Annotated in this window: 23 protein-coding genes; 16 read left to right on the top strand and 7 right to left on the bottom strand. The window is 52.9% G+C overall.

Features of this window, described 5'->3' with window-relative positions:
- The first annotated feature begins 1 nt into the window (after position 1).
- Genes lpxD through rnhB form a run of 5 tightly spaced genes read left to right on the top strand, consistent with a single transcriptional unit; the run spans position 2 to position 4,116 of the window.
- Positions 2 to 1,054 (top strand): UDP-3-O-(3-hydroxymyristoyl)glucosamine N-acyltransferase, encoded by a 1,053-nt coding sequence (lpxD, locus tag BLP53_RS01910; protein ID WP_091469039.1) that lies wholly within the window; start codon positions 2 to 4, stop codon positions 1,052 to 1,054.
- A gap of 8 nt (positions 1,055 to 1,062) precedes the next feature.
- Complete coding sequence (fabZ, locus tag BLP53_RS01905; RefSeq protein WP_091469035.1) at positions 1,063 to 1,527, top strand: 3-hydroxyacyl-ACP dehydratase FabZ; 465 nt, start codon at positions 1,063 to 1,065, stop codon at positions 1,525 to 1,527.
- Positions 1,528 to 1,566: 39 nt separating this feature from the next.
- Positions 1,567 to 2,346 carry an acyl-ACP--UDP-N-acetylglucosamine O-acyltransferase gene (gene lpxA, locus BLP53_RS01900; RefSeq protein WP_091469032.1) on the top strand — a complete coding sequence of 260 codons (780 nt, stop codon included), beginning with the start codon at positions 1,567 to 1,569 and terminating at the stop codon, positions 2,344 to 2,346.
- Positions 2,347 to 2,359: 13 nt separating this feature from the next.
- A complete protein-coding gene (lpxB, locus tag BLP53_RS01895; protein WP_091469029.1) occupies positions 2,360 to 3,526 on the top strand; it encodes a lipid-A-disaccharide synthase in 1,167 nt (388 codons plus the stop codon).
- Complete coding sequence (rnhB, locus tag BLP53_RS01890; protein ID WP_091469027.1) at positions 3,523 to 4,116, top strand: ribonuclease HII; 594 nt, start codon at positions 3,523 to 3,525, stop codon at positions 4,114 to 4,116. Before lpxB ends, rnhB begins: the two co-directional genes overlap by 4 nt.
- A 55-nt stretch (positions 4,117 to 4,171) precedes the next feature.
- On the opposite strand, the gene fdxA is transcribed toward rnhB, so the two are convergent.
- The 7 genes from fdxA to BLP53_RS01855 form a co-directional block, all read right to left on the bottom strand.
- On the bottom strand, positions 4,172 to 4,495 hold the full coding sequence (gene fdxA / locus BLP53_RS01885) for a ferredoxin FdxA (protein WP_091469024.1): 324 nt from the start codon (positions 4,493 to 4,495) through the stop codon (positions 4,172 to 4,174).
- Between the two features lie 86 nt (positions 4,496 to 4,581).
- On the bottom strand, positions 4,582 to 5,856 hold the full coding sequence (gene cysN, locus BLP53_RS01880) for a sulfate adenylyltransferase subunit CysN (protein ID WP_091469021.1): 1,275 nt from the start codon (positions 5,854 to 5,856) through the stop codon (positions 4,582 to 4,584).
- Position 5,857: 1 nt separating this feature from the next.
- A complete protein-coding gene (gene cysD / locus BLP53_RS01875) occupies positions 5,858 to 6,787 on the bottom strand; it encodes a sulfate adenylyltransferase subunit CysD (protein ID WP_091469018.1) in 930 nt (309 codons plus the stop codon).
- A 54-nt stretch (positions 6,788 to 6,841) separates the two neighbouring features.
- Positions 6,842 to 7,600, bottom strand: coding sequence for a phosphoadenylyl-sulfate reductase (locus BLP53_RS01870; protein WP_091469015.1), 759 nt, complete (start codon positions 7,598 to 7,600; stop codon positions 6,842 to 6,844).
- On the bottom strand, positions 7,597 to 8,214 hold the full coding sequence (locus BLP53_RS01865) for a DUF934 domain-containing protein (protein ID WP_091469011.1): 618 nt from the start codon (positions 8,212 to 8,214) through the stop codon (positions 7,597 to 7,599). Before BLP53_RS01865 ends, BLP53_RS01870 begins: the two co-directional genes overlap by 4 nt.
- A complete protein-coding gene (locus BLP53_RS01860) occupies positions 8,211 to 9,884 on the bottom strand; it encodes a nitrite/sulfite reductase (protein ID WP_091469008.1) in 1,674 nt (557 codons plus the stop codon). Before BLP53_RS01860 ends, BLP53_RS01865 begins: the two co-directional genes overlap by 4 nt.
- Before the next feature lie 39 nt (positions 9,885 to 9,923).
- Positions 9,924 to 10,694 (bottom strand): sulfite exporter TauE/SafE family protein, encoded by a 771-nt coding sequence (locus tag BLP53_RS01855; RefSeq protein ID WP_091469005.1) that lies wholly within the window; start codon positions 10,692 to 10,694, stop codon positions 9,924 to 9,926.
- Positions 10,695 to 10,803: 109 nt separating this feature from the next.
- On the opposite strand from BLP53_RS01855, the gene BLP53_RS01850 reads away from it, so the two are divergent.
- From BLP53_RS01850 to BLP53_RS01800, 11 genes are all read left to right on the top strand, one after another.
- Complete coding sequence (locus BLP53_RS01850; protein ID WP_091469002.1) at positions 10,804 to 11,730, top strand: CysB family HTH-type transcriptional regulator; 927 nt, start codon at positions 10,804 to 10,806, stop codon at positions 11,728 to 11,730.
- Between the two features lie 167 nt (positions 11,731 to 11,897).
- Positions 11,898 to 12,341, top strand: a complete 444-nt coding sequence (locus BLP53_RS01845) for a DUF302 domain-containing protein (RefSeq protein ID WP_425412889.1) — start codon at positions 11,898 to 11,900, stop codon at positions 12,339 to 12,341.
- Positions 12,342 to 12,450: 109 nt separating this feature from the next.
- Complete coding sequence (locus BLP53_RS01840; protein WP_091468996.1) at positions 12,451 to 13,944, top strand: helicase HerA-like domain-containing protein; 1,494 nt, start codon at positions 12,451 to 12,453, stop codon at positions 13,942 to 13,944.
- Positions 13,945 to 13,967: 23 nt separating this feature from the next.
- On the top strand, positions 13,968 to 15,617 hold the full coding sequence (locus tag BLP53_RS01835; RefSeq protein WP_091468993.1) for a formate--tetrahydrofolate ligase: 1,650 nt from the start codon (positions 13,968 to 13,970) through the stop codon (positions 15,615 to 15,617).
- A gap of 10 nt (positions 15,618 to 15,627) precedes the next feature.
- Complete coding sequence (locus BLP53_RS01830) at positions 15,628 to 16,185, top strand: IMPACT family protein (RefSeq protein ID WP_091468990.1); 558 nt, start codon at positions 15,628 to 15,630, stop codon at positions 16,183 to 16,185.
- 28 nt (positions 16,186 to 16,213) lie between these two features.
- Positions 16,214 to 17,218: an AI-2E family transporter gene (locus BLP53_RS01825; protein WP_091468986.1), complete on the top strand. Its 1,005-nt coding sequence runs from the start codon at positions 16,214 to 16,216 to the stop codon at positions 17,216 to 17,218.
- Positions 17,219 to 17,497: 279 nt separating this feature from the next.
- The gene (locus BLP53_RS01820) at positions 17,498 to 19,042 is read left to right on the top strand and encodes an alkaline phosphatase (protein WP_091468983.1); all 1,545 of its coding nucleotides are present in this window, start codon (positions 17,498 to 17,500) and stop codon (positions 19,040 to 19,042) included.
- Positions 19,043 to 19,168: 126 nt separating this feature from the next.
- A complete protein-coding gene (locus BLP53_RS01815; RefSeq protein ID WP_091470364.1) occupies positions 19,169 to 20,539 on the top strand; it encodes a DNA recombination protein RmuC in 1,371 nt (456 codons plus the stop codon).
- Positions 20,539 to 20,796 carry a molybdopterin converting factor subunit 1 gene (gene moaD / locus BLP53_RS01810; protein ID WP_091468979.1) on the top strand — a complete coding sequence of 86 codons (258 nt, stop codon included), beginning with the start codon at positions 20,539 to 20,541 and terminating at the stop codon, positions 20,794 to 20,796. Before BLP53_RS01815 ends, moaD begins: the two co-directional genes overlap by 1 nt.
- A 1-nt stretch (position 20,797) precedes the next feature.
- A complete protein-coding gene (locus BLP53_RS01805) occupies positions 20,798 to 21,289 on the top strand; it encodes a molybdenum cofactor biosynthesis protein MoaE (RefSeq protein WP_091468976.1) in 492 nt (163 codons plus the stop codon).
- Positions 21,271 to 23,454, top strand: a complete 2,184-nt coding sequence (locus BLP53_RS01800; RefSeq protein WP_245652579.1) for a Lon protease family protein — start codon at positions 21,271 to 21,273, stop codon at positions 23,452 to 23,454. The genes BLP53_RS01805 and BLP53_RS01800 overlap by 19 nt, the downstream gene beginning before the upstream one ends.
- Positions 23,455 to 23,459: the final 5 nt, after the last annotated feature.

Here is a 23,459-nt window from a genome sequence, read left to right as displayed (position 1 = left end):
CATGACGCAGCTGTTTACATTGCATGAGATTACTGCGTCATTGGGCGGCGAGGTGGATGCAGGTAACACTGATGCGGCTACCCAGGTCTCTCGCCTATCTTCACTCGCTCAGGCACAAGCAGGTTCAATTGCGTTTTTCAACGACACCAAATATACGCAGTCGTTGCAGGCTACCCTGGCTTCTGCGGTTATCCTGCGTCCTGAACACCGGCACCTGACGGCATTACCCTGTATTCTGACAGATAATCCCTACGCCTATTTTGCTAAACTGTCTGCGCTACTGAACCCGCCACGACAATACGCGAATCATGTTCATGCCACGGCTGTCATTGGCTACGAAACCCCTCTTCCTCCCGAATTAACGATAGATGCCATGGCCACCGTCGGTGATCGTGTCACCCTGGGTAACGGCGTCCGTATCGGCGCTGGTTGCGTGATTGAAGATGATGTGACCATCGGGGCGCATACCATCCTTGAGCCTCGTGCGGTAGTCAAGCATGGCAGTGTGATTGGCGAGCACTGCCACCTGTTTTCTGGCTGTATTATCGGAAATGATGGTTTTGGCTATGCGGAAGAGCAGGGGCAATGGGTTAAAATACCGCAGATTGGCCGTGTGGTGATTGGTCATCATGTCGATATCGGTGCCAATACTACGGTGGACCGTGGGGCACTGGATGACACCATCATTGAGGACGGTGTTAAGTTGGACAATTTGATACAGGTCGCCCATAATGTCCGCATTGGCGCACACACGGTGATTGCGGGCTGTGCCGGGATTGCCGGCAGTGCCGTGATAGGGCAGCACTGTAAAATTGGTGGCGCAGCCATGATTCTGGGGCATTTGCATATTGTGGATGGTGTGACGATATCGCCGGGTTCCATGATTATGCGGTCTATCCAGCAACCCGGTACTTATACTGCACTGATGCCTTTCCAGAAACACGAAGACTGGTTGCGGACAGCAGCAAATATCCGGCATTTGGAACAAAACAGCCTCAAGCTCAAGCTGCTTGAGCAAGCAATAAATAGTATTAAAAAACATACAGAAGATTGAGAGAAATTATGGCTGAGAATGCAATGAATAGCATGGATATTCATGAGATTTTGGAACACTTGCCGCATCGTTACCCGTTTGTACTGGTGGATCGCGTATTGTCCATGGAGTTGGGCAAGGAAATTGTGGCAGTGAAAAATGTCTCCGTGAATGAGCCTTATTTTCCTGGCCATTTCCCCTACCACCCTGTGATGCCCGGGGTGCTGATTGTAGAGGCGATGGCACAGGCGGCAGCCATTCTGTCATTTAAGACCATGAATACCAAGCCGACTAATGATTCGGTCTATTACTTTGCCGGTATTGATAACGTGCGTTTCAAGAAGCCTGTATCCCCGGGCGACCAGATCATTCTGCATGTCAAAATTGACCGTATCCTGAAAGGGATCTGGAAATACGTTGCAGTGGCTAAAGTAGGTGACGAAGTGGTCGCCGAAGCCAATATGATGTGTATTCTCAAAGCCATTGAAAAATAACCTTCGCCGTCGGTTGGCGGCACGCAATATATACTAAAGATGCAAACCCTGATTCATCCTACTGCCATTATTGACCCTAAAGCTGAGCTCGACAGTTCGGTAGAAGTGGGACCTTATACGACGATTGGTGCGGGTGTGCGTATTGACGCTGGCACCAAAGTGGGCTCACATGTGGTCATTGAAGGCCCAACCACTATCGGTAAACACAACGAGATTTTCCAGTTTTCTTCGCTGGGTGCAAAACCCCAGGACAAGAAATTCAAGGACGAACCGACATTGCTGGAAATCGGCGACCACAATACCATCCGGGAGTTTTGTACATTTAACCGTGGCACAATCCAGGACAAGGGCACCACTAAAATCGGCAGCCATAACTGGATCATGGCCTATGTGCATATCGCACATGATTGTATTGTCGGTAACCATACCATTATGGCCAATAATTCATCCCTGGCCGGACATGTCACCATTTACGATTATGCCATCCTGGGCGGATTCACCCTGGTGCACCAGTTTTGCCAGATTGGCGAACATATCATCACGGCGGTCGGCTCAGTTGTCTTTAAAGATATCCCTCCGTATGTGACAGCAGCAGGCTATGATGCGCAGCCACATGGTATCAATGCTGAAGGCCTCAAACGTCGTGGCTTCAGTGCCGAAGCGATTCAGCAAATTAAACGCGCTTATAAAGTCTTGTATCGCCAGGGCCTGTCGTTCGAGGAAGCGAAAGTCGCTTTGGCCGACATGGAAAAATCCTGCCCTGAAATCGGGCTGATGACCCGCTTCCTCGCGCAAACCACGCGCGGCATCGTACGATAATTTTTATTAACATATGACTAAAATTGCAATGGTGGCGGGAGAGGCCTCCGGTGATTTGCTGGGCTATCATTTGATTCGCGAGTTGAAGTCCGCGCATCCTGATATCGATATTTTCGGCATTGCCGGCCCTAAAATGATGAGCCTGGGTGCCAGGTCCCTGTATCCGATTGAGCGATTGTCAGTACGCGGCTATCTCGAAGTGCTTAAACACCTGCGCGGCCTGCTCAAGTTGCGCAAACAGCTGCTCAAGCAAATCCTGCAGGAAAAACCAGATGTCTTTATTGGCATTGATGCACCGGACTTCAATTTCTGGCTGGAGAAAAAGCTTAAAGCCAAAGGCATTGCGACCATCCATTATGTCAGCCCGTCGATTTGGGCCTGGCGCAAAAACCGCATTCACAGCATCAAGCGTGCCGTATCGCATATGCTGGCATTGTTCCCATTCGAACCCGCACTCTATCAGCAAGCCGGTGTGCCTGTGACCTATATTGGCCATCCCCTGGCAGATGCCTTGCCGATGGAACCGGATGTGGCAGCTATGCGTGAGAAGCTCAAGTTGAAGAAGGATAGTGTGGTGATTGCGATTCTGCCTGGCAGTCGTCAGTCGGAGGTGACTTTCCATGCAGAATTGATGCTGGAAAGCGCCATTTCTTTTGAACGTTTGATGCGTGAGAATGGCAAAACCGTGCAATTCCTGGTGCCTTTGGTAACGCGTGAAACGCGGGATATTTTTCAGAATGCCTGGCATCAGCTACTGACCGACAAGCCTGAGCTTGCCATTGACCTGCAAATTATGTTCGGGCATGCCCATGAGGCCATGATTGCGGCCGATGCTGTGCTGGTGGCTTCCGGCACCGCTACGTTGGAAGCCGCTTTGCTCAAGAAGCCGATGATTATTACTTATAAAATGTCCAATATGAGTTGGCAGTTGCTGAAGGGCATGCGATTGCAGCCTTATGTCGGGCTGCCTAATATCCTGGCTGGCGAATTTATCGTACCGGAGTTGCTGCAGCAGGAGGCAACTCCCGCGAATATTGCACAAACCATGTACAACTTGTTGGCAGACAAGACCGGCCTGGCCATCTTGCAGGAAAAATATCGTGCCATTCACGCACGCCTCAAGCAAAACAGTGCGCAAAAAGCTGCCGCTGTGGTCAAGCAGTTCCTGCAACCCTCATGAGTGCATTGATACTTTGCGGGATAGATGAAGCGGGCAGAGGGCCGCTGGCAGGTGCTGTGTATGCAGCTGCCGTTATCCTGAATCCAGAGCGGCCGATTGCCGGGCTGGCGGACTCAAAAAAACTGTCGGAGACCAGGCGTGATGTCCTGACGCTGGAGATCAAGGCGCATGCACTGGCATGGGGAATTGCCAGTGTCAGTGCGCAGGAAATTGATGATATCAATATCCTGCAGGCCAGTATGCTGGCGATGCAGCGCGCTTATCAGGCGATGGTTGAGCAGTTCGGTATCCATGCTACCCTGATCCAGGTGGATGGCAATCGCCGCCCCAAGTTTGCATTACCCTGTGAGGCCATCGTGAAAGGCGATAGCAAGGTTGCCGAAATTTCTGCGGCCTCTATCCTGGCAAAAACAGCGAGGGATGCTTCACTACTGGCATTGGATGCGCAGTATCCGCAATATGGCTTTGCCCGGCATAAAGGCTATCCCACCGCTTTGCATCTGGAACGCCTGGCGCAATATGGGATAACGGCTGAACACCGCCGCAGTTATGGGCCAGTTAAAAAATTACTGGCTGGAAATAAAACGTAACAGAAATAAAAAACCGCTCAATGAGAGCGGTTTTTTATTGGCCAGGCACACCTGCTTATTCAACCAGCAATTCTGTTTTCCCTTTTTTGCCATTCATTTCATCGGCATCCGGCAGCGCATCTTTTCTTGCCGTAATAGACGGCCAGACTTGCGATAAGCGGGCGTTCAATGCGATAAAGTGCTGCTGGTCGGCCGGGACATCATCTTCGGAGAAAATGGCCTCAGCAGGACACTCTGCCACGCACAGCGTGCAGTCGATGCACTCATCCGGGTTAATGGCAAGGAAGTTCGGGCCTTCAACGAAACAATCGACCGGGCAGACGTCTACGCAGTCGGTATATTTGCATTGAATACAATTTTCGGTTACTACATATGTCATATTTCAAATCCTTTGCGGCCAGTGACAGCCAAAACGATATTTTATTGCAAATTAACTCAATTGACGATGTGCGGTATTGTGTTTAATCAAACAATCATGCCGGCACCGACCGTATTATTGGTGCTTTCGTCAATCACGATAAAGGCACCGGTGGCACGGTTCTTGTCATAACTGTCCACCATCAGTGGTTGTGCCAGTTTAAAGCTGACGCGTGCGATGTCATTCATTTTCAGGTCTGCCGTTGCCTGCTGTTCCAGCGTATTCACGTCCACCTTGTATTGAATCGTGCCAATCTTGGCTTTGGACTCGCGTGTGGTGTGACGCACGATATAAGTACGGGCAGGGGAAAGTGGAGTCTCTGACAGCCAGCACACGTGGGCTTCGATTTGTTTGACTGCTTCTGGCGCTTCTGCTGTTTTTACAATCATGTCGCCACGTGAAGTGTCGATTTCATCTTCGAGCAAAATGGTCACGCTCTGTTCAGTGTGCGCGCTTTGCAATGGCGTATTGCCTAGCTGGATCGCTTTCACTCTGGACTGGTAGCCGTTCGGCAGTACAGTCACCGCATCACCGACTGCAATCTCGCCGGATTCCACACGGCCCATAAAGCCACGGAAGTCGTGCAGTTCTGGATTGGCCGAGTCGTGCGGACGGCAAACGAACTGAACCGGGAAGCGGAATTGTTCAGCCTGTTCGCTATGGGCAGCGGGCACATCTTCCAGGATTTCCAGCAGGGTTTCGCCCTGGTACCAATCCATATTATCCAGCCGGTCTACCAGCATGTCGCCGTTCAGGGCAGACATGGGGATGAATTTGATATCACGTGCCTGTGCCAGGCCCAACTCGCTGGCAAAAGCCAGGTAGTCTGCCTTGATCTTCTCAAAAGTGGCCTGGTCATAGTCCACCAGGTCCATTTTGTTCACGGCCACTACAATATGCGGAATTCCCACTAAATGTGCCAGGTAACTATGGCGACGGGTTTGCGTCAATACGCCTTTGCGTGCATCAATCAGGATAATCGCCAGGTTGGCAGTGGAAGCTGCGGTGACCATGTTGCGTGTATATTGCTCGTGGCCCGGTGCATCGGCAATAATGTATTTGCGGGTACCGGTACTGAAATAACGGTAGGCGACATCAATGGTAATGCCTTGTTCACGTTCGGCTTGCAGGCCATCCGTCAGCAGGGACAAATCGACGGCTTCCATGCCACGTTTCTGCGAGGTACGCTCGATATTATTCAGCGTATCGGCCAGAATGGTTTTAGTGTCGTACAGCAGTCGGCCGATCAGTGTACTTTTACCATCATCCACGCTGCCGCAAGTCATAAAGCGCAGCAAAGAATCGTTGTGTTGCGTTGTCATATTAGAAATAACCTTCTTTCTTGCGCTGTTCCATCGAGGCGTCCGAGGTCTGGTCGTCCAGGCGGGTGGCGCCGCGCTCGGTAATGGTCGTTGTCGCCGTTTCCACCACGATTTTGCTGACATTATCTGCATCTGAGATCACTGGTGCGGTACAAGTGATATCACCCACGGTGCGGAAACGCACCTGCATATTGATGACCTCTTCGCTGGTTTTAGGCTGGTTAATCACGCCGCCGTTAGATAAGGGCACATTCACCGGGAAAATCGCGCCGTGACGCATCACGATATCGCGCTGGTGAGCGAAGTAAATGCTGGGCAATTCCAGTTTTTCACGTTCGATATATTGCCAGACATCCATTTCAGTCCAGTTGGAAATCGGGAAAGCACGGATGTTTTCACCTTTGTGTACGCGGGCGTTGTACAGGTTCCACAATTCCGGCCGCTGGTTTTTCGGATCCCACTGGCCGAACTCGTCACGGAAGCTCATGATGCGCTCTTTGGCACGGGCTTTTTCTTCATCGCGTCGGGCACCACCGATGCAGCAGTCAAAACCGAACTCTTCAATCGCTTCCAGCAAAGTCACGGACTGATGCTTGTTGCGTGGCTCATCCACAGATTTCAGCACGACTGTACCGCGCTTCATGGAATCTTCCACTGATCGTACAATCAGCCGTTCCCCCAGTTCAGCTGCACGCTGGTCACGGAAATTTACTACTTCCTGGTAATTGTGGCCAGTGTCGATATGCAGCAGCGGAAAAGGGAAGCGGCCAGGGCGGAAGGCTTTTTCAGCCAGGCGCAAGATACACAGGGAATCTTTACCGCCGGAGAACAGCAATACCGGATTCGAGCATTGGCCAGCGACTTCGCGCAGAATATGAATGGCTTCAGCTTCCAGCCAGTCGAGATGAGATAAGGGTTGTTTGGTCGTCATTTCAGTCTTCTATCAATCAGCCACAGAGTTGGTGATTAACACCAGCCTCTGATGTTACTTTTTTACATGCAGTCCGCATTCTTTACTGGTTGGGTCTTCCCACCACCAGCGGCCGGCGCGGATATCTTCGCCCATGGCCACGGCGCGTGTGCAGGGCGCGCAACCAATGCTGGGGTAAAACTGGTCGTGCAGGGCGTTATACGGGACATCATACAAACGGATATAAGCCCAGACTTCTTTTTCTGTCCAATCACTAAGCGGATTGAATTTTTCCAGTTTGTTGCTTGCGTCATATTCACGCACTGGCAGGTTGGCGCGGGTCGTTGCCTGCTCGGCCCGCATGCCGGTGACCCAGGCTTGCTTACCTGCTAAAGCGCGCTGCAAGGGTTCTACCTTGCGCATATGACAGCAGGCCTTACGCAAGTCTATGCTTTCGTAGAACGCGTTGATGCCCTGGGTGCGCACATACTGCTCAACCGCTTCATGTTTGGGGAAAAACACGAGTGGTTTGATGGTATATGCCTTTTCTACATCGCTCATCAAGGTATAAGTTTCGGCGGGCAGGCGTCCTGTATCCAGCGAAAAAATCTCGATGGCGAGATTCTCCCTGGCAATCAGGTCGGTCAGCACCATGTCTTCCGCGCCATAACTGTTGGCAAACGTAATGGCAGAAAACTCGGCGGTCGCAGCTTTCAGTAATGCCAGCGCCTGTGCACGCTTAGCGTGTACGCTATTGACCAGTGCATCGGTCAGTTCAGGACTGGTGGCCGGGTTTTTAAATGCCGGCTTGAGCATGCTGACAGCATCACTCATGTACGGTTTACCCTGCGCCAGACGGGCACATCATTCACTGCCCCCTGGTAAGGCTGACTGAAATCATTCAGGCTGGCAATGGCCTCCTGCGCCGAACGGTCGGCACGCACCAGGAAGCTATTAAAACCGGAGCGTTTGTGAAAGAACAACTGGTCGCGTAATACATCACCAATCGCACGTAACTCATTTTTGTAACCAAAACGGGTACGTAGCCAGTTGCCCAGGGTGAAAATACGGCCATCGGCAAAACGTTCAACAAACACGGCAATTAACGGTAAGGCGTTAAGGTCCGGAAATTCTGCCTGCAAGGCTTCGACAGACTCATGAGTCGCCAGGATAATACCTACTTCACCCGCAGCCAGCCTGGCTTGCAGCTCGTCTTTACGTACTTGCCAGACGGGGAGCGGTACCAGGATGTTACCGGTTGCCGGGATCACGGTATTGGCAATTTGCTCTGGCGTATAGGCGGTTTCACCCGTCAGTTTGAACATCACGACCTTACCGGCCTGTTTGCGCACAGTTTCTTCTGCAGCGGCAGGCGGAATGACGCGTAGCCATTGATCTTCTACAATCTCAGCCACGCCATCGGCATTCAGGCGAATCAGGTTACTCATGCTACCGCTCCCTGTTTCTGCTCTGCATACACGTGTGCCTTGAATGGGGCGACCCCCAGGCGGCGAACCGTGTCGATAAAACGCTCATCGGCATAGCGCTCGCGGATAAACACTTCAATCAGTTTCTGTACCACGCTAGGCATTTCTTCAGCAGAAAACGAAGGGCCAATGACTGTGCCAATGCTGGCGTCCTTGCCTTGCTTGCCGCCAATGGTGACCTGATACCATTCGGAGCCATCTTTATCGACACCCAGGATACCGATGTGGCCGACATGGTGATGCCCGCAGGCGTTCATGCAGCCGGAAATGTTGAGTTCGATCTCGCCGATTTCGTACAGGTAATCCAGGTCATCAAATTGTATCTGGATCGCTTCTGCAATCGGGATGGATTTTGCGTTGGCCAGGCTGCAGAAGTCACCGCCCGGGCAGCAGATAATATCTGTCAGCAAGCCAATATTCGGCGTTGCCAAGCCTGCGGCGCGCGCTTTTTCCCATACCGCGTATAAGTCTGACAGTTTAACATCTGCCAGGATCACGTTCTGTTCGTGAGAGGAACGCAGTTCGCCAAAGCTGTAGGCATCTGCCAGGTCAGCCACGACATGCATCTGTTCGCTGGTAATGTCGCCTGGAGCCTTGCCATGCGGCTTCAATGACAGGGTCACGGCACGATAACCTGGCACGCGGTGCCCGTGCACGCAGCGTTTAACCCAGGCGGCAAACGCCGGATTGCTGGCCACGGCCGCATCAAATGAGGCATCATGTGCCGGCAGCGTTTCATAAGGCATGGGCTCGAAGTATTGGGCCACGCGGTCCAGTTCAGTCTGGGTGATAGTCAATGGGCCATTTTTTGTGTGCGCCCATTCTTCTTCCACCTGGCGCTTGAATTCTTCAATGCCCAGGGCTTTCACCAGGATCTTGATACGGGCTTTGAAAATATTATCGCGGCGGCCGTGAATGTTATAGACACGGATAATCGCTTCGCAGTACGACAAGACATGTTGCCATTCCAGGTGCTCACGAATCACGCTGCCCAGGATAGGCGTACGGCCCAGGCCACCACCGACCCAGACTTTGATGGCCATCTGGCCTTGATCGTCTTTATAAAATTCGAGGCCGATATCGTGTGCCTGCACAATGGCACGGTCTTTTTCCGTGCCTGACACGGCAATCTTGAATTTACGGGGCAACAGGGCAAATTCCGGGTGGAAAGTGCTCCATTGACGCATGATCTCGGCAATGGCGCGCGGATCAATGATTTCGTCCGGTGCGATGCCGGCAAACTGGTCGGTCGTGATGTTACGGATGCAGTTGCCGGATGTCTGGATGGAGTGCATCTGGACAGTGGCAAGCTCTGCCAGGATATCAGGCGTATCTTCCAGTTTCGGCCAGTTCAACTGCATATTCTGGCGCGTACTGAAATGCCCATAACCGCGGTCATATTTCTTGGTAATCTCTGCCAGTTTGCGCAGTTGCCTGCTGGCCAGCAAACCATAAGGGACGGCAATGCGCAACATAGGCGCATGGCGCTGGATATACAGGCCGTTCTGCAGGCGCAGGGGGCGGAACTCGTCTTCAGAGAGTTCGCCTGTGATATAACGGCGGACTTGGTCGCGGTACTGTGCGACACGTTCGTTTACAATTTGTTGGTCAATAGGATCGTATTTGTACATGCTTGAAATCACTTTTTCGCAATTGCGAAGGGCAGTATTTTAATGGAAAATGAGTTTAAAGCCTACATAAATCAATATCATAGCCAATATAATGCGCACCCAGTGCTCGGCAATCCGTGAACTCATATGGCTACCAAGGTAGATACCGGGAATGGAGCCTAACAACAATGTGCCCAGCAGGCTGTAATCAATGGTGCCCAGGGAGGCATGCCCCAGGCCAGCTACCAGGGTTAATGGCACCGCGTGTGCAATATCGCTACCGACAATCGTGGTAATCTTGTCTTTGGGGTAGAGCATAATGAGTGCAGTCACGCCCAATGCGCCGGCACCCACTGAAGTCAGGGTCACCAGGGCGCCCAATACCGCGCCTAGGGTGATCGTGGCCGCAGGTACATAACTGGCGGGTACCCATTCTCCTTTAGAGGCCAGTGCTACCAGTTTGTTTCGCATCAATACGGCGGCTGAGGTCACAATCAGGGCAATGCCTAACCAGAGTTTAATAGTGGAGATGACATGGCTGGATTGCAGATCTATATGGTGCAGGGCCCACAGGGTGATTAATGAGGTCGGTACACTGCCAGTGGCGAGGCGTTTCACAATGCGCCAGTCGATATTACCCAGCTTGCCATGCGCAAAAATTCCCACGGACTTGGTGATGGAGGCATACAGTAAATCGGTGCCGACGGCAACAGCCGGCTTGATGTTGTACAGCAACAGCAGAATAGGGGTCATTAATGAACCGCCGCCCACACCTGTTAAACCCACCAGAAAACCGACAGCAAAGCCTGCCAGTATGTATCCGAATTCCATGAGGAGTATCTTCAAAAACTTTTAGAGTGCGCAATGTAGCAGATTTTTAATCGTTGATTTAATAACCAATTGTTCTATGATATAGCTTTTGGTTATATTGGGCTGGATGATGAAGTTTCACCAATTACGCTATGTGCATGAAGTGGTGCGGCAAAAATTAAATATTTCTTCTGCTTCGGAAGTGCTGCATACCTCGCAACCTGGCGTGAGCAAGCAGATCCAGTTGCTGGAAGAGGAATTAGGCCTGCAGATCTTTCAGCGCAATGGCAAACGCTTGATTGGTGTCACCGAGCCTGGCCGGAAAATTGTGGACCTGGCGGCCCGTGTCATCCTGGACATGCAGAATATCAAACGTGTCGGCGACGAATACAGCCAGGAAGATAGCGGTGAATTAACGATTGCTACCACCCACACGCAGGCACGTTACCGCTTGCCTGCGGCGGTCAAGCAGTTCATGGCGCAGTATCCCAATGTCAAGCTGGCAATCCACCAGGGCAATCCGGCGCAGGTCACGGAACTGGTCGCTTCCGGCGAGGCGGATGTCGGCATCGCGACAGAGAGTATCAGTAATGACGAACGATTGTCATGCCTGCCTTGTTATGCGTGGAATCGTTGCTTGGTGGTGCCGGCGGAGCATCCGCTATTGCAGAAAAGCAAGTTGACACTGAAAGACCTCGCGAATTATCCCTTGATTACCTATGACTTTGCCTTTACTGGTGGAACCTTGGTGTCCAAGGTATTTCATGATGCAGGATTGCAGCCGAACGTTGTATTCACTGCCATTGATGCCGACGTGATTAAAACTTATGTCAACCTGGGATTGGGCATCGGCCTGATCGCGAATATGGCCTATGACGAAGCACGGGATGCACCACTGAGAAGCCTGGATTGCAGCCATTTATTCCCTGACAGTACTACCTTTTTAGGCGTGAGGCGCGATGCCTTCCTGCGCGACTATATGCTGAATTTTATTACCATGCTGTCGCCACAATACGACAAACGTACCGTGCAGCGTGCGTTGCACCAGGACTTGTGACCGTCATCACATGCGATCATCAGGTGATAGGTTAATCTGGGCAGTGTAAAACAAAGGACCCTTAGGTTATGCGTCACTTGATCTCAGCAATATTATCCTGCCTGCTTGTGTCAGGATGTACCACCGCGGGCAACCACCCGTCACATGTGCGTGTCATCGGGCACGGTATGCCCGATGTAGACCTGGATAATGCGATATATGAAGTCCCGGTCAAGCCAGGTATCAGTTACCAGGCGCTGGTGGAGAGCCTGAAATCGTTATCCGAAGGCATGAACTTTGTCAGCCCGGCCAGCTTTCCGCTCGGCGAGCATATGCAAAAGCGTGGCCAGGATCCGCAAGGCATCAAGGATGTCAGGACATTCTGCAACCTGAGCATGGGCACGGAAATTATCCTGGATCATCCTGAGTTCCTGGTATTTGCGCCATGCCGGGTGGCCATTTATGAAAAGCCGGATGCTGCCGGCAAGCGACAGTTGTACCTGGGGCTGGACCGGCCTACCCATGACCTGAAAAATATCCGGCATCCCACCGCCAGGGCCCAGGCTTCTGCGCAGCAGCTGGAAGACGCCTTGATTGACCTGATGGACAAAGCCAGCCGCGGTGATTTCTAATATTCATCGCGCGACACTTTTTAATCACACACTTTTCTGCCGACTGCCTTCCCCTTTTCAAGGGCATCGCCTATACTCAAGCATCCATTAAATTGTTTGAGTCCCTTTCATGATACAGCCCATGCTCATCGCAAAAAATAATGAAACCGACAGTGTGATGTTGCCTAAAATGGCCAACCGCCATGGCCTGATTGCCGGTGCAACCGGTACCGGTAAAACCGTGACCCTGCAAAGCCTAGCCGAACAGTTTTCACGTATTGGTGTACCGGTGTTTATGGCGGATGTGAAGGGTGATTTATCCGGTATCAGCCAGGTAGGTGGCGGTAATGCCAAAATCGACGCACGGGTACAGCAACTTGGCTTGACTGATTATGCCAACCAGGCCTATCCGGTCATGTTCTGGGACATGTTTGGGCAACAGGGCCATCCGGTGCGTACCACCTTGAGTGAAATGGGTCCATTGTTGCTGGCACGCATGCTTAACCTGAATGAAGTGCAGGGTGGGGTACTCAATGCGATTTTCAAAATCGCGGACGACAATGGCATGCTGTTGCTGGATATGAAAGACCTGCGCGCCATGGCACAGCATTGTGCTGAAAATTCGGCTACTTACCAGACCCAGTATGGCAATATCTCCACCGCCAGTGTGGGGGCGATCCAGCGCGCTTTATTACAGCTGGAAACCGAGGGTGGTGACCACCTGTTCGGTGAGCCGGCGCTCAACCTGGAAGACATGATGCAAACCGATGCCAAAGGCTTCGGCTATATCAATATCCTGGCTGCGGATGAATTACTGAACTCCCCGCGCGTGTACGCCACTTTATTGCTGTGGTTGCTCTCCGAACTGTTTGAAAAACTGCCGGAAGTCGGCGATATGGAAAAGCCGAAACTGGTGTTCTTCTTTGATGAGGCACACCTGTTGTTTAGTGATGCGCCTGCCATCCTGATGCAGAAAATCGAGCAGGTCGTCCGCCTGGTGCGTTCCAAAGGCGTCGGTGTGTATTTTGTCTCGCAGAACCCGCTGGATATTCCAGACGTGGTGTTGGGGCAGCTTGGTAACCGTGTGCAGCATGCCTTGCGCGCATTTACGCCACGTGACCAGAAAGCGGTACAAGTGGCTGCGCAGACATTCAGGGCAAACCCCAAACTGAATGTGGCAACGGCAATTACCGAGCTGGGTGTTGGTGAAGCTCTGGTCTCGTTTCTGGATGAGAAGGGTGCACCTACGCCGGTTGAACGCACATTTATCTGCCCGCCGGAAAGCCGGGTCGGCCCGGCTACCGAGGCTGAACGCAAGCAGGTGATGGCGCGGTCATTGGTCGCGGGTAGCTATGACAAAGCCGTGGACCGTGAGTCTGCCTATGAAATACTCAAGCAACGCGCCGGGCAGGCAACGGCAGCCGCTGAGGAAAAAACACAGAACCAGTCCTCTTCTTCCGGCTTTGATTTAGGGGGCATCCTGAGCGGCAAATCCAGTCGTTCGGATACCGTGCTGGAAGCGGCTGCCAAATCGGCAGTGCGCGCGATCGGTTCGCAACTGGGGCGTGCCATTATCCGGGGCGTCATGGGATCCATCCTTGGAGGCAGCAAGTCCAAACGTTAGCTTCCGGGGAAACAGGGATACGTATGTTAAGTGATATTGAAATAGCACAGGCGGCCACCCTGCAACCCATATACGATATCGCCCGCCAATTGGGCCTGGCGCCAGCTGATTTGCATCTTTACGGTAATCATATGGCCAAGCTGACCCAGGCGACCGTTAATCACCTGCATCAGCAGCCCATCCGTGCCAAATTGATACTGATGACCGCCATCAGCCCGACGCCGGCTGGTGAAGGCAAAACCACCACCACGATAGGACTGACGGATGCCTTGAATAAAGCGGGATATCACGCCTTGGCTTGTTTGCGCGAGCCTTCCATGGGGCCGGTGTTTGGCATGAAAGGCGGCGCTACCGGTGGCGGTTATGCGCAACTGGTGCCTATGGAAAACATCAACCTGCATTTCACCGGTGATTTTCATGCCATCACTGCGGCCAATAACCTGCTTGCTGCCCTGGTGGATAATCATATTTATCACGGCAATGCCCTCCAGTTTGACACCATCAGTTGGCGGCGCTGCATGGATGTGAATGATCGCGCCTTGCGCCGGATCACCATCAACCAGCCAATTTTCTATGACACTGGCTTTGATATCACGGTAGCCAGTGAAGTGATGGCGATTTTTTGCCTCGCGACTGACCTGGCCGATTTGACACACCGGCTGGGGCGCATCCAGGTAGGCATCTCTAGCCAGGGCACGCCTATTTATGCCAGTGACCTGCAAGCCGAAGGTGCGATGACCGCGTTGCTGAAAGAGGCATTCCAGCCCAACCTGGTGCAAACCCTGGAAGGTTCGCCCGCGCTGGTCCATGGTGGGCCGTTTGCCAATATTGCGCATGGCTGTAATAGTCTGGTCGCCACACAAACCGCCTTGCGGCTGGCTGATTATGTGGTGACTGAGGCCGGGTTCGGCGCGGACCTGGGGGCTGAAAAGTTTATGGATATCAAATGCCGCCAGTCCGGCCTGCGACCGGATATGGCAGTGGTGGTGGCGACGGTACGGGCATTGAAATACCATGGCGGCGTGGAAGTGGCTGATGTGAATACTGAAAATCTGTCAGCGCTGTCAGTGGGCATGGCCAACTTGAAAAAACATATTGATAACCTGCGCCAGCATTTCGGTTTGCCGGTGGTGGTGGCTTTGAATCATTTTACGGCTGATACGGACGCGGAAGTCGCCCTGATACAGTCAGCCGTGGCATCCTGGGGGAGCAGCCTGCATATCTGCCGTCATTGGGCCGCAGGCGGAGCAGGTGCTTTAACGCTGGCACACGCGGTCGCCACGCTGGCACAACAGCCGGCGACACCGACATTGCTATACGACAATGCCTTATCCCTGACAGAAAAGCTGCGAACCATTGCCCAATCGCTATACGGCGCCAAGGATGTTACTTTTGGCGAGCAAGCTGCGCAGCAACTGCATGCGTTGGCTGAGGCCAGTCAGGGTTTGCCGGTCTGCATTGCCAAAACGCAGTATTCATTGTCATGTGATACGAAACTGCGCAATGTGCCGGTTGGGCATAGCCTGCATGTGCGTGAGTTGCGCCTGTCGCGTGGGGCCGGCTTCGTGGTTGCCGTGTGTGGTGACATGATGACCATGCCGGGCTTGCCGAAACAGCCCGCCAGCAGCCGGATCAGTGTGGATGCGAATGGTAGAATAAGCGGCCTTTCCTGAAATTTTTGTCATGCAGACCTTCCGTCAACTCGGCCAGGCCGATCAAACCATTCATAAATCCCGTTTTATTGCACGGGCCAACCGTTGTGAAAATGAACGCGAACTTGCCCTGTTTTTGCGCCAGTTTGCCAGCGAGCATCAGACAGCCGGACACCTGGCTTATGCGTTCCGCATGAAAACCGCTGAAGGGATCGTTGCGCGCTTTTCGGATGCCGGTGAGCCTGCCGGCACGGCCGGTAAACCGGTGATGCAAATGCTGGATGGGCAGAATTACGTCAATTGCTGTGTGGCCGTGATTCGTTATTATGGCGGCATCAATCTTGGTACGGGTGGCCTGGTACGGGCGTATGGCGGCACGGCCAAAATGGCGATGGAGCAGGCTGGCAGCATCCCGTTTGTCGAAATGGTACAGCTAAGAATTTCCACTACTTATAAACGGGTAGATGAGTTAACCCGCGAAGTACAGCGGCTGCATGGGGAAGTGCTGGACAAGCAGTTTGATGAAGCCGTCCATTTCCTGCTTAAACTGCCGAGTGATGCGGCGAAACAATTGCAAGCCAGGTTTTAACGTTCATGAGAAGAAAGCGGAGTCTGTTGTGACCCAAACGCAAAAATTCGATATCGCCACCTATGTGCTGATGGCTGTACTGATGTGGTTGATATTGAAAGTGCAATTGCTGCCTGCCTTGCTGGTAGGCTTGCTGGTGTTTGAACTGATTCATGTGATTGCGCCGCTGATTGCACGCAAAATGCCGGGCAAATATGCCAAGTGGCTGGCCGTGGTATTGCTGGCGACCCTGGTGATCGGCATGTTGGTCGGGATAGGCATGGCGATCGTGACCCTGATCCGCAGCGATTCTGGCGGATTGACCATGCTGTTTGATCAGCTGGCGCGCATTATCGAGGATTCACGCCAGGTGCTGCCGGTCTGGCTGAATGAGCGCCTGCCGGATGATGCCATCACTTTGCAGCATCGCGTGATTGAATGGCTGCGTACCCACTCTGCTGACTGGCAATTATTGGGCAAAGAGGCCGGCCATCACCTGGCGCATATGCTGATAGGCATGGTTATCGGCGCCATGGTGGCTTTGCATGATGTGCAGAATAAAAGTAATCCGCGGCCACTCGCACAGAGCTTGCTGCAACGGATTACTTTATTTGCACAGGCGTTTAAAAATATCGTGTTCGCGCAAGTCAAGATTTCGCTGGTCAATGCCAGCCTGACGGCAGTTTACCTGATCATCATCTTACCTTTGTGCGGGGTACATTTGCCTTTCACCAAAACTATGATTGTCATTACATTCCTGGTGGGGTTATTGCCCGTGATCGGTAACCTGATCTCCAATACCGTGATTGTGATTGTGAGTATCAGTCATTCTTTCCTGATTGCGATTGGCTCACTGCTGTTCCTGATTGTGATTCATAAACTGGAATACTTCCTCAATGCCCGGATTGTGGGTCACCAGATCCGGGCCCATGCCTGGGAGTTACTGGTTGCCATGTTGCTGATGGAAGCTGCCTTTGGCCTGCCGGGTATCGTGGCCGCCCCTGTCTATTACGCTTATATCAAAAGCGAATGCTGTGCGCGGGATTGGGTATAGCCGGCGCTTGCCTGCGTCTGCTGGCAAGAACGACAGGGGGGGTGCAATGGCCCATGCTGACCCGAACGGGCTATTTCAGCATACAGCCGATTTTGATGTAATGGCAGCGTGTTTTTCAGGTTTAAAGTTTTTATGACCCCGCCCAGGCGGGGTTTTTCTTTTTCTACCTTCTTAGATATTCCCGCACCATGTTCATGCCGGTGTCATCTTTATGATAGACACTATGCTGATTTAATCGAACCGTATTGACCGGATCACCAGATAGATCAACGCACAGTCATGAATATATCAACATTGAAACACACCACATTGATAGCCATATTACTTGGCTTCCAGCTGGTATTTTCCAGCATAGTACTGGCAGAAGAAAATGCCCGATTCTGGCTGGATGATGGTACGGCGCGATTGAATAACAGCAAAAAACTGAGTCCAAATACGCACAAAGCCAAAAACGTCATTCTGTTCGTGGGGGATGGCATGGGCATTGCCACGGTAACCGGCGCACGTATTTTTGAAGGCCAGTTGCAGGGCGTGGATGGCGAGCGGCACAGCTTGTCGTTTGAGCAATTTCCGTATGTTGCGCTATCGAAAACCTACTCGGCAAACCAGCAGACCGCAGATTCAGCCCCTACCATGACGGCGATTATTTCCGGTGTCAAAACCAATGATGGCCTGCTCTCTTTAAACCAGTCGGTGGCCCGCAATGAGCCGGATCAGCGTGTGCTGGCGGAGAACAAGGTGACGACTTTACTGGAACAGGCCGAGCAGGCAGGCAAGGCGACAGGCATCGTGTCTACTGCCCGCATCACTCATGCAACGCCGGCGGCGACGTATGCCCATATTTCCAACCGTGATTGGGAAGCCAATGTCAATTTACCGCTGACCGCGGTGAGTGGTGGGGTAAAAGATATTGCCGCCCAGCTGGTCGACAACTTCGGTCCCGGTAAAATCGGTGACGGGATAGAAGTCGTCTTTGGCGGTGGTCGCAGTTATTTCTTGCCCAACACCATGACTGATATTGAGGGTGCCAAAGGCCGCCGTACCGATGGCCGTCATCTGATACAGGAATACGTGAGCAAGTTTGGTGGCGTATATGTCGAAAACCAGGCCGGCTTTGATGCGATCAATCCTGCGACTACAACCAAAGTGCTGGGCCTGTTCAATCCTTCCCACATGGAATACGAACAAGACCGTCCGCAGGATATTGCCGGTGAACCCTCCCTGGCTGACATGACAGGCAAGGCCATTGATATCCTGAAGAAAAACCGCAGTGGTTTCTTCCTGATGGTGGAGGGTGGTCGCATCGACCATGCTTCGCATGCCGGTAATGCCTACCGCACCTTTAGCGAAACGGTGGCATTGTCGAATGCCGTGCGTACCGCCTTATCCAAAGTCAACCCGGATGAAACCTTGATTATTGTCACCGCTGACCATAGCCACACCTTGACCATCAGCGGTTATCCGAAACGGGGTAACCCGATCCTGGGCAAGGTGGTGGAACCCGGTAAAACCACACCAGCGCTGGGTGCAGATGGCAAGCCTTACAATACGGTGAGTTTCGCCAATGGGCCGGGTTACCACACTGATACGCCGGGCGATGCCGTATATGACACAGCGATTTCTGCCGGTCGTGTGGTGGATATGACAGATGTGGATAGCGAGGATCCTGACTTTCACCAGGAAGCACTGGTGCCACTGAGTGCGGAAACACATGGTGGTGAAGATGTGGCGATTTATGCGACAGGCCCCAAAGCCTACCTCGTGCATGGGGTGCAGGAGCAGAGCTATCTTTATCAAGTGATGAAAGAGGCTTTTGGTTTCTAGGCAGCGCTATATTTAGCCCAGGCATATTATCATCTCCCGCGTTGTATTTGTTTTAATACACGCACATCCGCCACCGAATTTGCAGCAGCCGATGTGGCATACACGGTCATCGGCTATAATGCCGCCATGACGCTTCAAATTATTCAACTCCTTCTGCTGCTACTGATTATCGCCATGCTGGTATGGCAATGGCGCAGGCAGCAACAGGCTTCACAACAGGCGCTGGCGCAATTGCTGGTACAGCAGCTGGAAGAAAAACATCGCATGATGATGAGCGAAATGCACCAGTCGCTCAACTTATTGGCGGACCGGCTGCAAAGCCTGAATGCCGATCAGCAGGACAGGATGCGTACGCAATTGTCGCAGGAGTTGACGGCTACGCGTGAATCCATGCAGACATTGCGCCAATCCATGCAGGAGTCACAGGTCGCGCAGCGTGACCACTTGAGCCAGAACAGCGAACAACTGAGCCTGAGTCTGCGCAACGGCTTATCCGAACAGGGCATGTTGCAGCAAACCCTGCTTAAAACCGCTTTGCAGACCACCACCCACAGCCTGACGCAAAGCATTGAAGCGCTGACCAAAATTGTAGATACGCGCCTGGAAGAAATGAGTGGCAAGGTTTCCGAACGGCTGGAAGCCGGTTTCAAGAAAACCAATGAAACGTTTGTCAGTGTCATGGCACGCCTGGCGACCATTGATGAAGCGCAGAAGAAGATTGATGGCCTGAGCCATCATGTGGTCAGCTTGCAGGAACTGCTGGGCGATAAACGCAGCCGGGGTGCTTTTGGCGAGGTACAACTGGAAGGGCTGGTACGCAATGTATTGCCCAATAACAGCTTTGCCATGCAGCATACGTTCAGCAATGGCTCGCGCGTGGATTGTGCCCTGTTTTTGCCGGAGCCGACCGGCACCGTCGCGGTGGACAGCAAATTCCCGCTTGAAAATTACCATCGCATGACCGATAGCAGCCAGGGGGAACTGGTGCAGGCACAAGCGGCCAAACAGTTCAAGGCCGATGTGAAAAAGCATATCGACGATATCAGCAGCAAATACATCATTGCCAACGAAACTTCGGACGGGGCCGTCATGTTTATCCCGGCCGAAGCGGTGTTCGCCGAGATCCATGCCTATCACGGAGATGTCGTTGATTACGCCATGCAGAAGCGGGTATGGATGGTATCGCCCACCACGTTGATGGCAGTACTGAATACTGCGCGTGCGGTGCTCAAGGATGTCGAGATGCGCAAGCAGGTGCATATCATCAAAGACGAATTAGGCAAACTCAGTAAAGACTTTGACCGTTTCGATACCCGTATGAAGAAACTGGCCGATAATATCCGCCAGGCGCATGAAAACGCGCAGGATGTGCATATCAGCAGCCAGAAAATTTCCAGGCGCTTTGCCCAGATCGAGAAGGTTGAACTGGCGCAGGCAGAAGGCCTGGAAACACTGGAGTTGCTGGATGAATTAGATGAGGCTGGAAAGAATCCCTGATGAAAATCACAATTTTATATTTTGCCCGTATCAAAGAGGTCGTGAACTACTCCTCGGAAGACGTGGTGCTGCCTGACGGTGTGGAAACCATCGTGGCTTTGAAGTCATGGCTATCTGGCAGGGGAGAAACCTGGCGAAAACTGTTTCATGGCAGCGGCGTTGTGCGCGCGGCAATTAATCATGAACTGGTGGATGACATGGCCACCGTGGAAGAGGGGGATGAAGTCGCCTTCTTCCCGCCCGTGACCGGAGGCTAAGTTGGACACACCAAGCTACCCCAGCCCAGGCTATCTCAATATCTCTGTACAGTCGGAAGACTTTGATATCGGGCTGGAGTTGCAGCAACTGAAGGCGGCGACGCCGCAAGCCGGGGCACTGGTCAATTTTGTCGGGCTGGTGCGTGATATGTCGGTGGATGGCAAATTGAACCGGATGTTTATCGAACATTATCCCGCCATGACGGAAAAGGCATTGCATCATATTGCTGGGCAGGCCTTTCAACGCTGGCCGCTGCTGGGCGTACGTATCATTCACCGGGTTGGCACCCTGGCTGCGCAGGCGCAAATTGTGCTGGTGGCGGCGGCCAGCCTGCACCGGCAGGCCGCATTTGAAGCCTGTGCCTTTATGATGGATTATTTGAAAGCCGAGGCGCCACTCTGGAAAAAAGAAATCGGCGACTTCGGTGAACACTGGGTGGAAGCGCGCACCTCGGATGAACAAGCAAAACAACAATGGAAACTGCCTGGATGATACAAGTGCTAAAGCCTGATGAAATGACGGTTTCATACAAACTGTCACCGATGTCGTTTGAGTCTACGGAAGAACTGCTGGACGCGGCTGACATGAGCCTGACCGACTATGGCTGGAAGTTGCAACCAGAAGCTCAGAAAACACTGATGATGGGTTTGTCGATACAGCAGGCCGGCTGCAATGTGCTGGTGCAGGGCACACCGGGTTCCGGCCGTGCCGCCCTGACCATGGCCGCGATGAAAGCGGCCGCCATGACCGGTATTGATACTTCCCTGACTGACCTGGTGGCGCTGTACGACTTCAGCCAGCAATCCTGTGCCAATTACATCAAGTTACCAGCCGGCCTGGGTGCGCAATTGCGTACGGTGATGGATGCGTTTATCAAGGCGTTGATGGCAGAAATGCCGCAATGGCTGGATAGCAGCGGCCAGGTCGATTTCTCGCGTGCGGAAACCTGGCTCGAAGAGCGCGTGGACGGATTGCGGGCGCAACTGAGCAGTGCCAAGTTATCGCCGCTGTTTAATGTGATCAAGCCCGAAGTGCTGGCCTATTTGCAGGCATGGCAGCAAATAGGCAGCGAAACCGAAAGCGGTAGCGATGGCGTGGTCAATGAAAGCTTCTTGTCACGTTTCCGCGTGAATCTGCTGGTAGACCAGCGCGCCAATTTAACCGCTGGCGTCAAACAGCCAGTAGTGGAAGAGCGCGACCCCGGTTTTGCCGCCTTGTTTGGCATGCTGGAAACTGCGGTTGGTGAAGCGGCGCAATGGCCGGAGTTCCTGCGTTTACGTGCCGGCAGCGTGCATCAGGCAGATGGCGGCATGCTGCTGTTACATTTGCGCGACCTGATGCAGGATGAAGGCAATGGCGGCGCGTTGCTGGAAAAACTGTACCGCCTGATGCGCAATCGCGAAGTGCAGATCGAGGATTGGGCCAATCATGCGCAGCAAGGTGCAGGAGGCAACCGCCACGGGGCACTGCCAGTGCATGTCAAAGTGGTGATGATTGCCAGCCGTGAAGATTATTACGACTGCCTGGAAGCGCAGCCGGATTTCTTTGATTTTTTCCCGGTTAAAGTCGAGTTTGAAGACCGTGTCCCGGCTACGCTGGACAACTATGCCTGGATGGCAGGGTATATCGCACAGCGCTGCCAGCAGCAGACGCTGCCGCATTTCAGCGGCGCAGCAGTGAACGTCTTGTTACAGTTCATGCACAGGCTGGAGGAGGACCAGAGCCGCTTCAGTATCCGGCTGGCGCATCTGGACCAACTCATGCATGAAAGTGTCGCCGTGGCTGCTGATGCACGCCTGGTGACTGATGCGCACGTCAAACAGGCTTTATCCGCACGTTTGCTGCGGCAGCAGTTTTTCGAAACACAGATCCGTGATTCGATTATTGATAATGAATTGCTGATCCAGGTACATGGTGATGTGGTCGGGCAAGTGAATGGGCTCACGCATATTGAGCTGGGGGATGCCAGTTTTGGCTCGCCTATCCGCATCACGGCACGCTGCTACCCTGGCCGTAGCGGTGTGATTAATATTGACCGTGAAGTGGAAATGAGCGGCCCCAGCCACGACAAGGGCATTTATATCCTGCAGAACTGGCTCAGCGCCAGCTTCTGGGCGCTGGCACCCCTCAGCCTGAATGCTTCCCTGGTGTTTGAGCAGGAGTACAACGGCGTGGAAGGGGATTCCGCCTCTTGCGCCGAGTTGTTTGCGTTATTGTCGGCATTGACCGGTTTGCCGATTAAACAGGGCATGGCGGTGACCGGTGCATTGAACCAGTTTGGGGAAGTGATGCCGATTGGTGGTGTCAACGAAAAGATTGAAGGTTATTTCCGTGTCTGCCAGGCGCTAGGCCTGAATGGAGAGCAGGGCGTGATTATCCCCAAGCGTAACCAGCGCCATCTGGTCCTGGATGACAGCGTGGTCACCGCAGTCAATAACGGCATGTTCAAGATCATTGCCATTGATCATGTACTGGAAGGCATTGCACACCTGACAGGACATGCAGCCGGAACACAGGAAGCCGACGGCACTTATACCGGCGATACCTTGATGGTGCGTGCGCAAACTGTGCTGGACAGCTACAGGCAAACCCTGGAACGTAACCAGGCACGTATGGCTTATATTCAGCAACAGACCGAGAGCAGCAAGCCGCTATAAATCTT

Source organism: Methylophilus rhizosphaerae (genome assembly GCF_900100975.1).
Classification (GTDB): domain Bacteria; phylum Pseudomonadota; class Gammaproteobacteria; order Burkholderiales; family Methylophilaceae; genus Methylophilus; species Methylophilus rhizosphaerae.
Note: the sequence above shows the minus strand (reverse complement) of the source record. Positions and strands in the feature narration are given on the sequence as shown.

What these genes read in the sequence shown, in the direction of transcription:
- lpxD (WP_091469039.1), top strand. Translation starts at nt 2, where the DNA reads ATGACGCAGCTGTTTACATTGCATGAGATTACTGCGTCATTGGGCGGC.
- fabZ (WP_091469035.1), top strand. Translation starts at nt 1,063, where the DNA reads ATGGCTGAGAATGCAATGAATAGCATGGATATTCATGAGATTTTGGAA.
- lpxA (WP_091469032.1), top strand. Translation starts at nt 1,567, where the DNA reads ATGCAAACCCTGATTCATCCTACTGCCATTATTGACCCTAAAGCTGAG.
- lpxB (WP_091469029.1), top strand. Translation starts at nt 2,360, where the DNA reads ATGACTAAAATTGCAATGGTGGCGGGAGAGGCCTCCGGTGATTTGCTG.
- rnhB (WP_091469027.1), top strand. Translation starts at nt 3,523, where the DNA reads ATGAGTGCATTGATACTTTGCGGGATAGATGAAGCGGGCAGAGGGCCG.
- fdxA (WP_091469024.1), bottom strand. Translation starts at nt 4,495, where the DNA reads ATGACATATGTAGTAACCGAAAATTGTATTCAATGCAAATATACCGAC.
- cysN (WP_091469021.1), bottom strand. Translation starts at nt 5,856, where the DNA reads ATGACAACGCAACACAACGATTCTTTGCTGCGCTTTATGACTTGCGGC.
- cysD (WP_091469018.1), bottom strand. Translation starts at nt 6,787, where the DNA reads ATGACGACCAAACAACCCTTATCTCATCTCGACTGGCTGGAAGCTGAA.
- BLP53_RS01870 (WP_091469015.1), bottom strand. Translation starts at nt 7,600, where the DNA reads ATGAGTGATGCTGTCAGCATGCTCAAGCCGGCATTTAAAAACCCGGCC.
- BLP53_RS01865 (WP_091469011.1), bottom strand. Translation starts at nt 8,214, where the DNA reads ATGAGTAACCTGATTCGCCTGAATGCCGATGGCGTGGCTGAGATTGTA.
- BLP53_RS01860 (WP_091469008.1), bottom strand. Translation starts at nt 9,884, where the DNA reads ATGTACAAATACGATCCTATTGACCAACAAATTGTAAACGAACGTGTC.
- BLP53_RS01855 (WP_091469005.1), bottom strand. Translation starts at nt 10,694, where the DNA reads ATGGAATTCGGATACATACTGGCAGGCTTTGCTGTCGGTTTTCTGGTG.
- BLP53_RS01850 (WP_091469002.1), top strand. Translation starts at nt 10,804, where the DNA reads ATGAAGTTTCACCAATTACGCTATGTGCATGAAGTGGTGCGGCAAAAA.
- BLP53_RS01845 (WP_425412889.1), top strand. Translation starts at nt 11,898, where the DNA reads ATGCCCGATGTAGACCTGGATAATGCGATATATGAAGTCCCGGTCAAG.
- BLP53_RS01840 (WP_091468996.1), top strand. Translation starts at nt 12,451, where the DNA reads ATGATACAGCCCATGCTCATCGCAAAAAATAATGAAACCGACAGTGTG.
- BLP53_RS01835 (WP_091468993.1), top strand. Translation starts at nt 13,968, where the DNA reads ATGTTAAGTGATATTGAAATAGCACAGGCGGCCACCCTGCAACCCATA.
- BLP53_RS01830 (WP_091468990.1), top strand. Translation starts at nt 15,628, where the DNA reads ATGCAGACCTTCCGTCAACTCGGCCAGGCCGATCAAACCATTCATAAA.
- BLP53_RS01820 (WP_091468983.1), top strand. Translation starts at nt 17,498, where the DNA reads ATGAATATATCAACATTGAAACACACCACATTGATAGCCATATTACTT.
- BLP53_RS01815 (WP_091470364.1), top strand. Translation starts at nt 19,169, where the DNA reads ATGACGCTTCAAATTATTCAACTCCTTCTGCTGCTACTGATTATCGCC.
- moaD (WP_091468979.1), top strand. Translation starts at nt 20,539, where the DNA reads ATGAAAATCACAATTTTATATTTTGCCCGTATCAAAGAGGTCGTGAAC.
- BLP53_RS01800 (WP_245652579.1), top strand. Translation starts at nt 21,271, where the DNA reads ATGGAAACTGCCTGGATGATACAAGTGCTAAAGCCTGATGAAATGACG.